Genomic DNA, 13,947 nt, shown 5'->3' on the forward strand with positions numbered 1-13,947 from the left:
TCCATAAGCAGTCCATGAACTCGGACTTTAGTTGGCTCAATTCCGGCTAAATTGATTCACGGCGCTAAACAGCGCTTTTACAGACGAGGTCATAATATCAACGTCAATGCCGCAGCCCCAATATACGCTGCCGTCAGCAGCCGTTATACCGATGTAAGAGACCGCTTGTGACTTCGAGCCTGTTTCCAAAGCGTGCTCTTTATAGATCAAATCGGTGTAGTTCATTCCAAGCTCGGTTTGGAGCGCATTGCTGATTGCATCAAGTCTTCCGTTTCCGGTGCCCTCAATCTCCTTGACTTCATGGCCGGTTCGGATCGTGACGGTTGTATGGAAGTCTTCATTGTCCGTCATCCGGTATTTGATAAACTCGACAGGTGATGTTATGTTCACATATTCCTTCACGAAAATGTCGTAGATTTCGTCCGGCATCAATTCCTTCTGCTGCTGATCCGATACGTTTTTCACGAAGTATCCGAAGTTTTCGCGCATTTTCGCCGGGAGATCGAGCCCGTACTTCAGCTGCAGGACATATCCGATGCCGCCTTTGCCGGACTGGCTGTTAATGCGGATAATATCGCCTTCATACTCCCTGCCGATATCCTTGGGATCAATCAGCAGATAAGGAACCGACCAATGCCGCGGCTCTTGTTCCTCGCGCCACTTCATTCCTTTCGCAATCGCATCCTGGTGCGAACCCGAGAAAGCGGTGAATACCAGCTCGCCTCCGTATGGATGTCTCTCGCTTACTTTCATCTTGGTCAGCCGTTCATAGACGGAGATGATCGCAGGGATGTTCTCAAAATTCAGCTTCGGGTCCACCCCGTGCGAGTACATGTTGAGCGCCAGCGTCACAATGTCGACGTTCCCCGTTCTTTCGCCGTTTCCGAACAACGTGCCCTCGACGCGCTGGGCTCCGGCCAGCATTCCCAGCTCCGCATCCGCCACGCCCGTTCCTCTGTCGTTATGCGGATGGACCGACAAAATGACATGCTCCCGGAAGCTCAGATGCTCGCTCATATACTCGATCTGGCTTGCGTAGACGTGAGGCATCGACATGGAGACTGTTGCAGGAAGGTTAATGATAACCGGGTTCTCGGCCGTCGGCTGCCATACGTCGAGCACGCTGTTGCAGATGTCCAGCGCAAATTCGATCTCCGTACCGGTGAAGCTCTCCGGCGAATACTGGAACTGGAAATTGCCCTCGGTCTCAGCAGCGCATTCCTTGAGCAGCTTGGCGCCGCTCACGGCGATGTCGATAATCTCTTGTTTGGACTTGCGGAATACCTGCTCCCGCTGCGCTACGGAGGTCGAGTTGTACAAATGGACGACGGCCTTCTTCGCGCCCTTCAGCGATTCGAACGTTTTGCGGATGATGTGCTCTCTCGATTGGGTCAGCACTTGGATCGTAACGTCATCCGGGATCAAATCCTGCTCGATCAATGTGCGCAGAAAGGTAAACTCCGTCTCCGATGCCGCGGGAAATCCGACCTCGATCTCTTTGAACCCGATCTCCACAAGCAATTTGAAGTACTCCAGCTTTTCCTCCAAATTCATCGGAACGATCAATGCCTGGTTTCCGTCGCGAAGGTCGACGCTGCACCAAATCGGCGCCTCGGTAATGTATTCCTTTTGGGTCCAGCTCAAGCTTGTCTCCGGCGGCATAAAATATCCTCTGGCGTATTTCTCAACATTTTTCATGGATATCCTTCCTCTCATCGATTTCCTGTGCTTAACTGCAAAAGATCCGGATGCACAAAAAAAGCCTTCCATCTCCAATAACAGGAGACGAAAGACTTTGACATCTTACGCGGTACCACTCCGAATTCATGCCGTCATCAGCATGCACTCTACGGATACAGGGCTGGCAGCAACGCACAATCCTTGCATCCTCCTGAAGATAACGGTCAGGCTCCGGCTCCACCTACTCTACGGGTTCAGCGAGCAACTCCAAGGCGAGTTCCGATTTTCTCCACGGCTGTTTCGCACCATCCAACAGCTCTCTTCACGTTTTGAAAAACGTACTATTCCTTTTCAACGTTTTAAATATTAGAAACAATGTATATCACCAATACGTTTGATGTCAAGTATTATCTTTCATGTGTCAGGGATGTGCATTGTTCTATAGTATCCCGCCATTACGGAATTTTTACCTTCAAGTTCTGCTGTTTCTGCCATATACAAAATATAAAGTAATGGTGGACATGATCATCAATATAACGGAATACACCAAGGTTAACGCTTTGGTATCCGCTGCGGCCTGCGCATCCGTGCTGTTCTTGATGACGATTCCTAACGGTTGGTACAAAGGATGATAGAGGAACACCGTAACGTCGTAATCCGCCAAAATCCCGTTAAAGTTCAAAGCGAGAACCGCTAGCGTTGACGGAAGAATGATAGGCAGCAGCACTTTCCTGAACGTATAGAAGGGTTTGGCGCCAAGGTTTCTTGCCGCATCTTCCAAATTGCTGTCCAAGCTGAAGAATGATGCCTTTACCATACGCAGGGTGAAAGGAATATGAACGATCACATACGCGATCAACAGCATCCAGACCGTTCCCACCAGAACCGAATTCCCGATCACCAGCTGGGGCGTATTAAACGTTACGATCAGTCCGATCGCGATTAATGTCGAAGGCAGGATCCATGGGATCAGCAGCGAGTATTCCAGGGCAAGCGTCCACTTGTTATTATATTTATGCAATAATCTTGAGACCGCCAGCGTCAACGCTACGACGATGACCGAGGCTGCCGCGGCATAGACGATGCTCACGAGATAAGGCTTGAATGCGGACATGGATGAAAACACTTGAATGTAATTGTCCAAGGTGAAGCTGCTCGGATTCAGCGTGGCGGTAGTAATGCTGGCCGAATCGGTGAACGAAAAGAGGATGATGAGCACGACCGGAACGATATAGAGCACAAACAGGCCGTAAGCCAGAATATGAGCGGCGATATTCCCGAATTTGTGGCGAATCTTTTGCTTGACCAGCTCGGATTTGACTTTGGAGACCGACATGAAGTTGCCCTTTCGTTCAAACCGGATCATCACGGTTAACAGCACCAGCGTTGCCAAACCGAGAATAAGGGCCAGCAGCGCGGCCAGATCCCTCGACGTCATGCTTTTCGAAAATGTCAGGATCATCGGCGTAATCGTCTGGAATTCCTTCCCGCCCAGGATGAGCGGTGCGGACGTGGCGGCAAGGCCGGTCAGGAAAGTCAGGATCGTTAGCGCATAAATGGTAGGCTTCAGAACCGGAAGCACAACTCTTCTTAGGATGTACCACGTTGAGGCTCCCATATTTCGCGCCGCTTCTATGGTCTGAAAGTCGATTTTGCGAATCGCATTGCCCATAAACAGGAAGTGGTTGGACGTGCAGGCGAACGTCATGACGAATAGAACCGCCCAGTAGCCATGAAACCAGGTTGCATCAAAAGAAGGGAATAAGCGGACCAAGAGCTTGGTCATAAACCCCTCTTCGCCATACACGAATTTATATCCGGACACCAGCACGACCCCGCTGTAAATCAGCGTCGTCGAATATCCGAGCTTTAAGATCTTCGCGCCTTTGATATCGAAGTATTCCGAGATCAGCACGAGCGTAATGCCCACGATGTTTACCGTAACGACAAGCGAGAACGCCAGGATAAAGCTGTTGTACAAACTTCTCATCGCGCGTTCGGACGACAGCAGCTTTTCCGCTGCCTCCAGCGTAAATTTGCCGTCTTTAAAGAAGATTTCGCCATAAATATTCAAGTTCGGGTAAATCAGAAAGGCAATGACGAACCAAATAATCAATCCGTACAGGATGATGGCGATCGGGTTCATGGAAGCCAGCCGGGTGTTTAGGCTCCGGACATTCATGCTTCCCCCTCCTTCATCGGATATTGCAATATATCGCCTACGGGAATGTAGATATCTACATCGTCGCCGACCTCATGCTGAACGAGACTGCTTTCCTTCTCGATGGTCTTTAATTGTCCGCCGCCGGCAATCTCCAGTACATATTTGCTGTATAATCCGTAAAATTCCCGATCCGCAATCTTGCCTTTCAGCTGGACCGTATCAATGCCCGGCAGGGCCAGCAGGCTGACCTTTTCATTCCGGACATAGGCGATGTTCCCCGGATGGACCACCTCTTGCAGTCGGCTGTTTGTTATCGCCTGCGGATCGATCCGGTTAATATCCCCGATAAAATTACACACAAACTCCGTCCGGGATTGGTTATAGACCTCCTGGGGCGTGCCTACTTGCTCCAGAACCCCCTGATTGAATACGCCGATCCGATCGGACAGCGTTAACGCTTCTTCCTGGTCGTGCGTGACATAGATCGTCGTGATCCCGAATTTCTTCTGCAATTCCTTCAGCTCGTTTCGAAGCTGTACCCTCAGCTTAGCGTCCAAATTGGATAAGGGTTCATCCAGCACCAGGATACTCGGCGTTAACACCAGCGCCCTGGCAATCGCCACGCGCTGCTGCTGGCCGCCGGATAATTCCGATACCTTCTTGAACAGCTGTTCATCCTTCAAATCGACCTTACGGGCAATATCCCGTACCCTTTGGTCCACTTCAGCCTTGGAAATCTTCTTTACCCGCAAGCCGAAGGCGATATTCTCGAACACATTCATTGTCGGAAACAGTGCATAGCTTTGAAACACCATACCGATCTCTCTTTTCTCGATCGGCAGATGAGTAATGTCGGTATCCTTCAACAGGATCCGTCCGCTCGTAGGCGTAATAAACCCGACCAGACTGCGAAGGGTCGTCGTTTTCCCGCAGCCCGAAGGACCAAGGAACGTGAAAAACTCCCCTTCCCGAATATGCAAATTGAGGTTCTTGACCGCATGAAACGCTCCGAATTTAATATCAACGTTCTGGAATGTAATCATCGTATACTCTTCCTTTTTGTTGTTCTTGAATGAACGGCTGTATATTGGCCTCCCAATATACAGCCGGCTTGACTCCATTCCTTCTTATTGCATAATCTCCAGCTCGATTTTCTCCGCCCACTGATCCATGTTTTCGGCGATAAAGGCCCAATCCAGCTCCTGCGGTTTTAAGGTGGAATACAGCTCCTTGACGGACGCGTTGGCTTGCTCGGCCGCTTTCGTATTGGCCGGCATCGCATTGAACTGTGCCGCGAATTGTCCTTGGACTTCTGCGGAGCCCATCCATTCCACGAATCGTTCCGCCGTTGCCTGCTTCTTCGTTCCGTTCACGATCGCAGCGTGCTCTACAACCATCGGCACGCCGATTTCCGGACTGACGATGCCTGCCTTCACTTTATACTGCTCTTCCTTCTGCTCCAGGGTTCCGGACACCAGCGCTCCCAGCGGTGTTTTGCCGCTGGCCAAATTGGCATAGAAGTCTTCGCCCTCGACAGCGTTAACCCCGTTATCATAGAGCTGCTGAATTTCGTTCCAGCCTTCCTCCGAGATGCCGAGATCACCATTTGGATCCTGGAATCTGGTCAGAATCCCCGCTACGACAAGGCGAGGGGTATTTTGTCCAAGGAGCGTCGGAGCTTCATACTTCCCTTTGAACGCGTCGTTCTTATAAAGGTCCGTCCAGTCCTTCGGGGCGGTATCGGCCGTGAATTCGTTCGGGTTGTACCCAAGCAGAATCGCTTGCTTCACAAGACCATGATAGTAGCCTTCCGGATCATTCAGGCCCTGCTCAACATCTCCGGCCCAGCTTGGAACAAACTTAGCCAGAACGTCTTCCTTCTTCAAATTCTCATACAGCATATTGTTCAAGCCGTATACAACGTCCGCGATCGGGTTGTTCTTCTCGGCGATCAGCCGGTTCGTCAAATCGGCGCCGCCCGCTCCGACAATTTCGATGTCAAAGCCCGCACTCTTCGCTTGCTCGATTAACCATTCGCCGCGGCCGTCGGAGTTTGCATTCGTGTACACGATCAGCTTCTCATTCTTGGCCGGTTCGGAAGAAGAATCCGTCCCAGCTGATGTTCCGGCCGGCGCTGCGGCCCCCGAATCGCCCGTGTTTGCATTGCCGGCATTGTTGCCGCCGCAAGCCGATACGACCAGACACAAAATGAGAAGCAAAGCTGCCATCGTCCATTTTCTCATGATTATCCCAACTCTCCTTTTAATCATTCTTCTTATTCGTTTCAAATGTTTATGATTAACCCGTCGTATGCCGGCACAATTCCGACGGGATTGAAGATGCGGACAAAATCCTCGTGAAGCAGCTTGGAATTATGGCTAAAGTGCGTGACGACGATTTTGCCTTCGGGCTTCAGAATGCTTTCTTTCTGGAACTCGCGCTGAGCCTCCAGCACCGTTTCCACGCACATATGATTGCGGTCGCGGGAATTTCCCGTATATCCGTGCGTGCAGTCGAGGATGGCGCAATCCAGATTTTTGCCCTTTAACCACGCCCACGTCGCATCCGGAAACCACCCTGAATCATGTCCGTACAGCAGTGCTTTTCCATCCTTCTCAATCACGTACAGCAGGCAGGTTTCCATGCGGTCATGATCCGCCAACAACGGCGTTACCCGCGCATCGCCCATCATGAACGTCTCAAACGGACGCACCAGATGGAACGCATACCTTTGTCCTTCAAAACGGCCGATCGCGGCACGCGTATGATGCATCACGGTACCATTGCCATAAATGTGCATCGGATGCTGAAGGCCGTGCGCAATTCCTTCCCTCCGGCATTCCAGATCAGCGGCATTATAATGGTCCGAATGGGAATGGGTGACGAGCAGATGCTCGATGGCCCCAAGGTCAATGTTGTCCCGCAGCGCCTGCATATAGGAATCCGGGGAATAGTCAAACTTGATGACATCGTCAATGATGGCGGAAGTTCGCGTGCGGATATTTTTGCCGCCTAGCTCCCGCGCTTTGGCACAATACTCGCAGTGGCAAAATGCATTGGGAAAGCCCTCTGCGGCTGCGGTTCCTAGAAAGTGTATTTTCAAAAGTCATTTCTCCTTACCATGCAAACTGTAGCGATCCATGTTACGTCCTGGTCAGAACGGATTTTCGTTCTACAATCGATGTTTGAATTTTAATGGTGATAGGATTTTCATTGTTGCTGCCAACGCGCTTCATCAGCAAATCAACGGCCGATCGGGCAAGCCTCTCGGTATCTTGTCGAACCGTCGTCAGCGGAATCGGAATATAGGCCGCCAACTGGATATCGGAGAACCCGACGATGGACAGCTTGTCAGGGACCGGGATATCCATATGGAGTGCGGTATATATCGTCGAAATGGCCACGTGGTCATCACCGCACATGATGGCGGTCATGTGGGGGTTGTCCTGAATGAACCGCTCCTGTTCCGGATCTCGCTCATGGATGCGGCTGGTATTGCAAGCCACGCTCCTGAAGTGAATGTTCTGGTATTTTACCGGGATTTTATGGTCGAGCAGCGCCTGGATATACCCTTGGTACCGCTCCTCCCTGCTTGTGATATGATCGATCGCGTTCGACGTATAGCCGATTTCCCGGTGCCCCTTCCCGATCAAATACTTGGTCATTTGGTAGGAGCCCATATAGTGGTCGTGATAGACGCAGTCGATCTCCACTTCATGGAAAATGCGGTCGATGATGACAAGCGGCAGCTTTTGCAGCTTTAACCGTAAAACCTGGTCGCTGCAGGTCTTCCTCCCCTGAGGGAATAAAATAATGCCGGTGATTCCTCCTTCGGCCAGCCTTTCCAGGCAAAGCTCCTCATCGTCGCAATCCTTCGTCATTTTCAAAATGAGGTCGCAGCCGTGCTTTCGCACTTCGGCCTCGGCGGCGGCGATGATTCGGGCAGTATAATCGGACAGGTGAGGCATGATGAGCGCGATCTGCCCGCTCCGCTTCTCGACCGCCGGAGCCGCCTCGGGATCCTGGGGAGGGAACCCTCCTTGCGTGATGCGTCCGTCTTGCGGTTCGGCAAGGAACGTTCCTCTTCGGGGCAAGCGGTACACCAGACCCTGCTCGGCCAGCTTTTGCAGCGCTAGCTTGCTCGTCATTCGGCTGACGCCAAACAGCTTGGCAAGCTCGCCCTCCGAAGGAACCGGATCATGCGGCCGCAGCCTGCGGCTTTGAATAATCTCGATGACCTGATCGGCCACCCGGTGATAGAGTTGGTTCTGTTTGGTCAAACGGATATCTTTCATCACATTATCCCTCTAATCGTTGAGTCGACTCGAATCCGCAAGGGATCTAATTTGAACATAAAGAATGTCACTGACATATTCAATGATATATATGTAAATGTCTTGTAAAATCTATGTTAAATCCGGATTTTATGCTCCAAAATCAGGAATTGTATATCAGTGATATCCCCTCTTTACGAGCAACCGATTATTTGGGACATACGGCATTGCGACTCCAAAAGAAAAAACCGACCCCAATTTCAGGTCGGTTCATCCTCTATTTTCATACTTTATCAACATAAATAAATATATTCCCGAGGTAAAATCATACTGGATCCCGATCGGACAATTCCAAGGTTTTATTAGGGGGGCTGGTAATGTACTCCAGCAGCTTCTCTCGAAATACTTTGGCAGGTGTGCCGAGCACCCTGTCCCTATGCCAGATCAGTCCGTGGTTCATCCGGACCGGCTTAGGCAGCGGAATACTGACAACCGTTCCTGTGGCGAGCTCCTTCTCCATGGTGATCTCCGGCACAAACGCAATGCCGAGTCCGCATGCGACCATAGAGCGGATCATCTCTGTGCTTGGAAACTCTGCTTGTGGTGCGGAAGCGGGCAGTCCCAGCTCCGCCAATATGCGCAGACCATCGTTGTGGTAGACACAGCGACTGCCAAAGCCGATTACCTGAACACCGGTTAATCCGCTCCAATCTTCGGAGCGGATCCGGCTGGCGAGTTCATTCGAACAAACGAGCACTAAATTTTCTTCGACGAGTGGCTCGAACAGAATGTCTTCCCGCTCGGGGTCTTTCGGTACGATACCGAAATCAATCTCATGGGAGGCGACCTGGTCGACAATATCTCCTTGGAATCCGGTCTCGAGCAGAAGCGTCACTTCCGGATATTCGGCGAAAAACGGATTCAAGAATCCGCTTAGCCGCGTAACGCAGAACGATTCGAGCGCCCGCACACGGACAGGCCCTCGCGGTCGTTCCAGACTCCCTAAATCCTCCTCCAGCATTTGCCCAAGCTGTACAAATTGCCTGGCATAAACGGCCAGCTTCTCTCCGGCGTCCGTCGGTTTTACGCCCCGGGAAAGCCGGTGAAACAGTTTATTCCCACAGATTTGCTCCAGCATTTGAATCTGTGAGGTGACAGTCGACTGCACGTACCCCAGCTTATCAGCCGCACGGCTGAAGCTTCCCTCTCCCACTACGGTTAGGAATGTGACCAGAAACCGCCCTTCCAGCTTCTCCAGCACGCTTTGTCCTCCTTGTGATATCGAATTATCCGATATTACGCATCGTTTATTTTCGTTTTTCGAATATGTAATACGATGATAGCATAGGAGTTAGTTCCGGAACAATGAAAATGTAGGAGGGTTACGATGGAGATGGAGAAGGAGAAGGAGAAGGAAAAGGAAAAGAACATCATCCCGGGCTTCCGCCTTGGCATATACGTGTTCAAGGATGCGGAAATCGTGGACTATGCCGCCCCGTACGGGGTATTCTCTGTGGCCCGCAGACTGGCTCCCGAGCTTGAGGCATTCCTCGTTGCAGACGCAATGCATCCTATTCAGACGCAAGCTGGTCTTACCGTACTGCCCAACTATAGTTTCCACGACGAGCCTGACATGGATGCGTTCCTGATTCCAGGGGGCTTCGGTACCCGACAGGAAATGCATAACGGCCGACTGCACAGGTACATCCGTTCTTTGCCGGAATCATGCCTGCTGACGAGCGTATGCACCGGTTCCTGGGTGTACGGTCAGATGGGACTGCTCGATGGCATCGCCGCGACGAGCCGGAAGGAAGCTGACCGATTGGAGGCATCAACGCTCGGCAAAGTGCCGATCGACCGACTCGCGGAAATCGCCCCGGCGTGCAAGATCAGCCGCGCCCGGGTCGTGGACAGCGGTCGGATGATCACCGCCGGCGGCATCGCTTCCGGCATGGAACTCGGGTTTCACCTGCTGCGCCGGGCGGGCTATGACGAAACCTTTATTTCGGAGGTAGCGCGAATTATGGAATATCACCAGGCGTATGACGGATACCGGGACGATATCGAACCGGGCCGCGCGGCAATCAGAGGTTAAGCAGCATGTCCAGCGACAATGTGTACCATTCCGGTGAACTGGCCGTACAAAGATTAGCAGGCGCCGAGGCGATCGCAGAGCAGAACGGAAGAATGATCAAGAGCAGATTTCCTAAGGGAGCGGCGGTTTTTTTATCGAAGCAGACGCTGATCATTGCTTCTTCCATTGACAAGAACGGGAATGTCTGGTGTTCGATGTTAACCGGCAACCCGGGATTTATCGAGCTGTTAGACGAAGTCACCATGGTGATCGACGCCGTTCCCGTGGAAGGAGATCCCCTGATTCATCACTTAGGGGGTAATCCGAATCTTGGATTGCTAGCGATCGATCTCTACAAGAAATCGAGATTAAGAATGAACGGCCAGGCTATGGTTGACAGTGAACATCGACTAGTTGTCAATATCGAACAAGTTTACGGCAACTGTCCGAAATACATTCAAAGAAGAACCGCGTTGTTCGAAGCCGATTCCCGAAGAGTTCCAAAATTAGCTGAGCGCAGTTCGGAGCTCAATGCCGTGCAATCGGCGCAGATTCAGAATGCGGACACTTTTTTCATCGGCAGTATCGGCCCGGAAGGGAATGCCGACGCTTCGCATCGGGGAGGGCCGCCGGGTTTTGTAAAGACGCTTGACGAACGCACGCTTCTTTTTCCCGATTATTACGGCAATTCCATGTTCAATACGTTAGGCAACATCTACTGCAACCCGAGTACCGGTTTATTATTGGTCGATTTCGATAACGGGCATTACTTGCAACTGACGGGGCGCTCGGAAATCATATGGGAAGATAACGAAATATCCCGCTTTCCAGGTGCGGAGCGGTTGGTACGGTTCGAGATCGACGAAGTACTTTATATCGAACAAGGTACAAATCGAGTTTGGGTAATCGAAAACAAGGAGGAATAACGATGGTAGCGGATAAGTTTCTGATTGTGATCCAAGCGAACCAACAGGATGTCGGCAAGGCGGTTCATGGACTTTTATACGGGCAAGAGCTTTACGAAGCAGGCTGCGAGGTTGAAATCGTATTTGACGGGTTAGGGACGCAGTGGCCCGATGAGTTCGGCAAGCCGGAGCATCCATTTCACGCTTTGTTCAAGCAAGTGATGAAATCCGGAATCATTAAAGGAGGTTGTCAAGCTTGCTCGGGATTTTTCGAGGTGGCGGAGCAAATCGAGAACGCTGGCATCCCGTTGATCGGTAACGAGGGTTCGGGTGGGCATATTCCTTTCGGTCAATATGTAAAAGACGGTTTCTTGCCGATCGTTCTCTAACAAAGACAAAGCCAGGAAGATGCTTCCTGGCTTTGCGTATTTAGCATTTTGATACTCGCCCAGCAACAATATATTACCTTTGGAATCCACGCTCTGCGTGGTTTTCTCAATTATAAGACATTAAGCTTTAAGGCTTCGATACGGATACGAGAAGCTCGTTATCCCCAGAGATGACCGTCACTTCAGGCGGTAGGGTCAGGTCTTTCACGAAGAGTGTATCTCCGACTTCCATCGCACTGATGTCCAGTTCAACTGTGGTTGGCAGGTCTTTCGGGAGAGCCTCTACTTCAACATAAGGGTCCTGGATTTGCACAACGCCGCCTGACTTGGTTCCGATCGGAGTCCCTACGAATTTCACCCCGAGCTTCGTACGAATGATTTCGCCCGTCTGGACGAGCTGAAAGTCAACATGAATAAGGGCGCCGGTTATCGGGTTCCGCTGAAGATCCTCCAGCAGCACCGTCATGGATCGGTCACCTTCCATCTGAAGCTCAATAAAGCCAGATGCCCCTCTCTTTAACCATTTTTCGAATTGTTTCATGGATATATGAATGATTTCGTTAGCGGCGTTTTTACCGAACACAACCCCTGGCAAACGCCCCTTCTGACGTAAATTACGAAGTCCCGAAGAATTTAATCGCGGACGTTTTTCTGTATGAATGCATGCAGCCATGCTCTACCTCTCCTTTACATGAGTGATCTTAGCGCTGTAAATAGCAGCCGTCGAACCTCCCCTGAGCGGGGATCAATAGAGAAACATAGCATCCAGACCTCCATCCTATCCGATCGATCGCAATACATTAAATGTAAAAAACCCGCAAATACAGACGAAGGCACCCCACTCCGAAGAGTGGAATGCCTATGGGTTTCATCTACCATATCATAGTTTGATGGATATTGGTATAGGGGTTAATTTTGTAGCAAATGTTTGCCGGTAAAGTCACCTTCGCTGGCTCAGAATCGCCTCCTAAGGTGAGGTGGTTATTCCCTTCAACTTCTTTACCTGGTAATACAATCTGAGTCGGCAGACCATAACCGTTATATTCACAAGCGATAATACAACCAGCCATATGATCAGCGATGACATGGCGGTCCATAGTCCATACCAAGGCAATACTCGCCCGGCTCCAATAAATGTAGCTAACGGCGACAGAAATAAGAGAATCAAGACTGGGAGCAGTCCTCCTGCTAATGAAACCATCATTTTCCCGGCTGTCATGGCCTTTTTGCTTCGATGGATACGATAGAGCCTATATATCCCCCAAGCAATCGTCGCAAGCACCAGGAGAATCATAACCGTCTCCATGTTTTTGCTGTTGACAATCGGCGATTCGGCCTTTTCTCCCTTCATAATCTTTGCGATTCCGTCAACAAAAGCCGAATAATCGACAAAGGCGTTTAAACCGGAGTCAAACATCATCGCAATGCCCAGCCGCTGATCCAAATCGATCGTCTCTTCCGCCTTATACGTCCATAAAATTCCGCTATGGGAAATCCTCCGGCCCCCTTGCTCATCCTCATCCGCAAGCCACCCCATTCCATACGGTCCCTTCTGTCCGACCGTGTGGTACTGCTCCATCAGCTCTGGCGTAAGAAGCCTGCCATTATATTGGGCGAGCATCCACTTGGCCATATCATCGGCAGTCGAAATCATACCGGCGGGTCCGTCAACGAACCAAGAGGGTTCAGACTGGCTTACAGGATGGCCAAGCAATATATAATGTCCCCGCGGAATGGCGGAGTTCTCATTGATCTGCCGTGTGTTGCTGACATTAAAGGTATCTCTCATTCCCAGAGGCTTAAAGATATGATCCTCCAAGTAATCGGAGAAGTTCTGTCCGCTCATTGTTTCGACCAATAAAGCCAAATATTGATAGTTCGGATTGTGATAGCTATAGGTTGCCCCAGGATCATTCGCTAGCTGAACCGCGTTCAACGACTCGTTAACCTGCTGCAGCGATTGATATGGGGACGAACGGGTCATGTCGGGATTCACCTTGTCATTAAGTCCGCTTGTCTGGTTGAGCAAATCCCGAACGGTAATATCGCGAACGCGCTCGTCCTTAGGTGCGAGGTCGGGAAAATAAGAAACGTACGGCGCATCAAGCTCGATTAATCCTTTGTCCGCCAGCTGAAGGACAGCCAGTGCCGTAAAAGATTTGCTTAACGAAGCAATAGGAAACGGGGTGCCGCCGTTTATATCACGGCCCTCTGAAATAGCGCCGTACCCTTGCGTATAGAACACCTCATCGTTATGAACGATGGCAAGGGCCGCACCCTGAATATGATTGGCGCTCATTGTTTTTTTAACGTATTCATCGATCTCCTGTTGGACTTCTGTTTTGCTTCGAGCTTCAACGGCGGAAGCGGGTCTGGCCAGGATGCCCATCAATAGCAGGAAACAACTCAAGACTAGCCACATTTTCTTCTCTACGGTTCTCATACCAGCACTCCTTATTTC

At 50.8% G+C, this 13,947-nt stretch carries 12 protein-coding genes and 1 other annotated feature; of the genes, 3 read left to right on the top strand and 9 right to left on the bottom strand.

Annotation, left to right across the window (positions count from 1 at the left end; translation table 11 throughout):
* Positions 1–36: 36 nt before the first annotated feature.
* From leuA to J2Z18_RS02325, 7 genes are all read right to left on the bottom strand, one after another.
* A complete protein-coding gene (leuA, locus tag J2Z18_RS02295) occupies positions 37–1,698 on the bottom strand; it encodes a 2-isopropylmalate synthase (RefSeq protein WP_210094135.1) in 1,662 nt (553 codons plus the stop codon).
* 80 nt (positions 1,699–1,778) lie between these two features.
* Positions 1,779–2,044, bottom strand: a binding site (T-box leader).
* A 108-nt stretch (positions 2,045–2,152) separates the two neighbouring features.
* The gene (locus J2Z18_RS02300) at positions 2,153–3,862 is read right to left on the bottom strand and encodes an ABC transporter permease (RefSeq protein ID WP_210094136.1); all 1,710 of its coding nucleotides are present in this window, start codon (positions 3,860–3,862) and stop codon (positions 2,153–2,155) included.
* Positions 3,859–4,887, bottom strand: a complete 1,029-nt coding sequence (locus J2Z18_RS02305) for an ABC transporter ATP-binding protein (protein ID WP_210094137.1) — start codon at positions 4,885–4,887, stop codon at positions 3,859–3,861. The genes J2Z18_RS02300 and J2Z18_RS02305 overlap by 4 nt, the downstream gene beginning before the upstream one ends.
* Positions 4,888–4,971: 84 nt before the next feature.
* Entirely contained in the window at positions 4,972–6,087 is a 1,116-nt protein-coding gene (locus tag J2Z18_RS02310) for an extracellular solute-binding protein (RefSeq protein WP_210094138.1), read from the bottom strand.
* 41 nt (positions 6,088–6,128) lie between these two features.
* A complete protein-coding gene (locus J2Z18_RS02315; RefSeq protein WP_210094139.1) occupies positions 6,129–6,947 on the bottom strand; it encodes an MBL fold metallo-hydrolase in 819 nt (272 codons plus the stop codon).
* A 40-nt stretch (positions 6,948–6,987) separates the two neighbouring features.
* Positions 6,988–8,139 (bottom strand): GntR family transcriptional regulator, encoded by a 1,152-nt coding sequence (locus J2Z18_RS02320; protein WP_007129118.1) that lies wholly within the window; start codon positions 8,137–8,139, stop codon positions 6,988–6,990.
* 304 nt (positions 8,140–8,443) lie between these two features.
* Positions 8,444–9,379, bottom strand: a complete 936-nt coding sequence (locus tag J2Z18_RS02325) for a LysR family transcriptional regulator (protein WP_007129119.1) — start codon at positions 9,377–9,379, stop codon at positions 8,444–8,446.
* 126 nt (positions 9,380–9,505) lie between these two features.
* Here J2Z18_RS02325 and J2Z18_RS02330 point away from each other — a divergent pair, with 126 nt between their 5' ends.
* Genes J2Z18_RS02330 through J2Z18_RS02340 form a run of 3 tightly spaced genes read left to right on the top strand, consistent with a single transcriptional unit; the run spans position 9,506 to position 11,486 of the window.
* Positions 9,506–10,213, top strand: a complete 708-nt coding sequence (locus J2Z18_RS02330; RefSeq protein ID WP_007129120.1) for a DJ-1/PfpI family protein — start codon at positions 9,506–9,508, stop codon at positions 10,211–10,213.
* A 5-nt stretch (positions 10,214–10,218) separates the two neighbouring features.
* Positions 10,219–11,118: a pyridoxamine 5'-phosphate oxidase family protein gene (locus J2Z18_RS02335; RefSeq protein ID WP_007129121.1), complete on the top strand. Its 900-nt coding sequence runs from the start codon at positions 10,219–10,221 to the stop codon at positions 11,116–11,118.
* Positions 11,119–11,120: 2 nt separating this feature from the next.
* A complete protein-coding gene (locus J2Z18_RS02340; RefSeq protein WP_007129122.1) occupies positions 11,121–11,486 on the top strand; it encodes a hypothetical protein in 366 nt (121 codons plus the stop codon).
* A 127-nt stretch (positions 11,487–11,613) separates the two neighbouring features.
* Here J2Z18_RS02340 and J2Z18_RS02345 read toward each other — a convergent pair whose 3' ends face one another.
* Entirely contained in the window at positions 11,614–12,159 is a 546-nt protein-coding gene (locus J2Z18_RS02345; protein WP_210094140.1) for a 50S ribosomal protein L25, read from the bottom strand.
* A gap of 294 nt (positions 12,160–12,453) precedes the next feature.
* Positions 12,454–13,929, bottom strand: coding sequence for a serine hydrolase domain-containing protein (locus J2Z18_RS02350; RefSeq protein WP_210094141.1), 1,476 nt, complete (start codon positions 13,927–13,929; stop codon positions 12,454–12,456).
* Positions 13,930–13,947: the final 18 nt, after the last annotated feature.

This window comes from Paenibacillus lactis, assembly GCF_017873605.1.
GTDB lineage: Bacteria > Bacillota > Bacilli > Paenibacillales > Paenibacillaceae > Paenibacillus_AQ > Paenibacillus_AQ lactis.

Bases quoted from the DNA above. Each gene is read 5' to 3' on its own strand.
- leuA (WP_210094135.1), bottom strand. From the start codon at position 1,698: ATGAAAAATGTTGAGAAATACGCCAGAGGATATTTTATGCCGCCGGAG.
- J2Z18_RS02300 (WP_210094136.1), bottom strand. From the start codon at position 3,862: ATGAATGTCCGGAGCCTAAACACCCGGCTGGCTTCCATGAACCCGATC.
- J2Z18_RS02305 (WP_210094137.1), bottom strand. From the start codon at position 4,887: ATGATTACATTCCAGAACGTTGATATTAAATTCGGAGCGTTTCATGCG.
- J2Z18_RS02310 (WP_210094138.1), bottom strand. From the start codon at position 6,087: ATGAGAAAATGGACGATGGCAGCTTTGCTTCTCATTTTGTGTCTGGTC.
- J2Z18_RS02320 (WP_007129118.1), bottom strand. From the start codon at position 8,139: ATGAAAGATATCCGTTTGACCAAACAGAACCAACTCTATCACCGGGTG.
- J2Z18_RS02330 (WP_007129120.1), top strand. From the start codon at position 9,506: ATGGAGATGGAGAAGGAGAAGGAGAAGGAAAAGGAAAAGAACATCATC.
- J2Z18_RS02335 (WP_007129121.1), top strand. From the start codon at position 10,219: ATGTCCAGCGACAATGTGTACCATTCCGGTGAACTGGCCGTACAAAGA.
- J2Z18_RS02340 (WP_007129122.1), top strand. From the start codon at position 11,121: ATGGTAGCGGATAAGTTTCTGATTGTGATCCAAGCGAACCAACAGGAT.
- J2Z18_RS02345 (WP_210094140.1), bottom strand. From the start codon at position 12,159: ATGGCTGCATGCATTCATACAGAAAAACGTCCGCGATTAAATTCTTCG.
- J2Z18_RS02350 (WP_210094141.1), bottom strand. From the start codon at position 13,929: ATGAGAACCGTAGAGAAGAAAATGTGGCTAGTCTTGAGTTGTTTCCTG.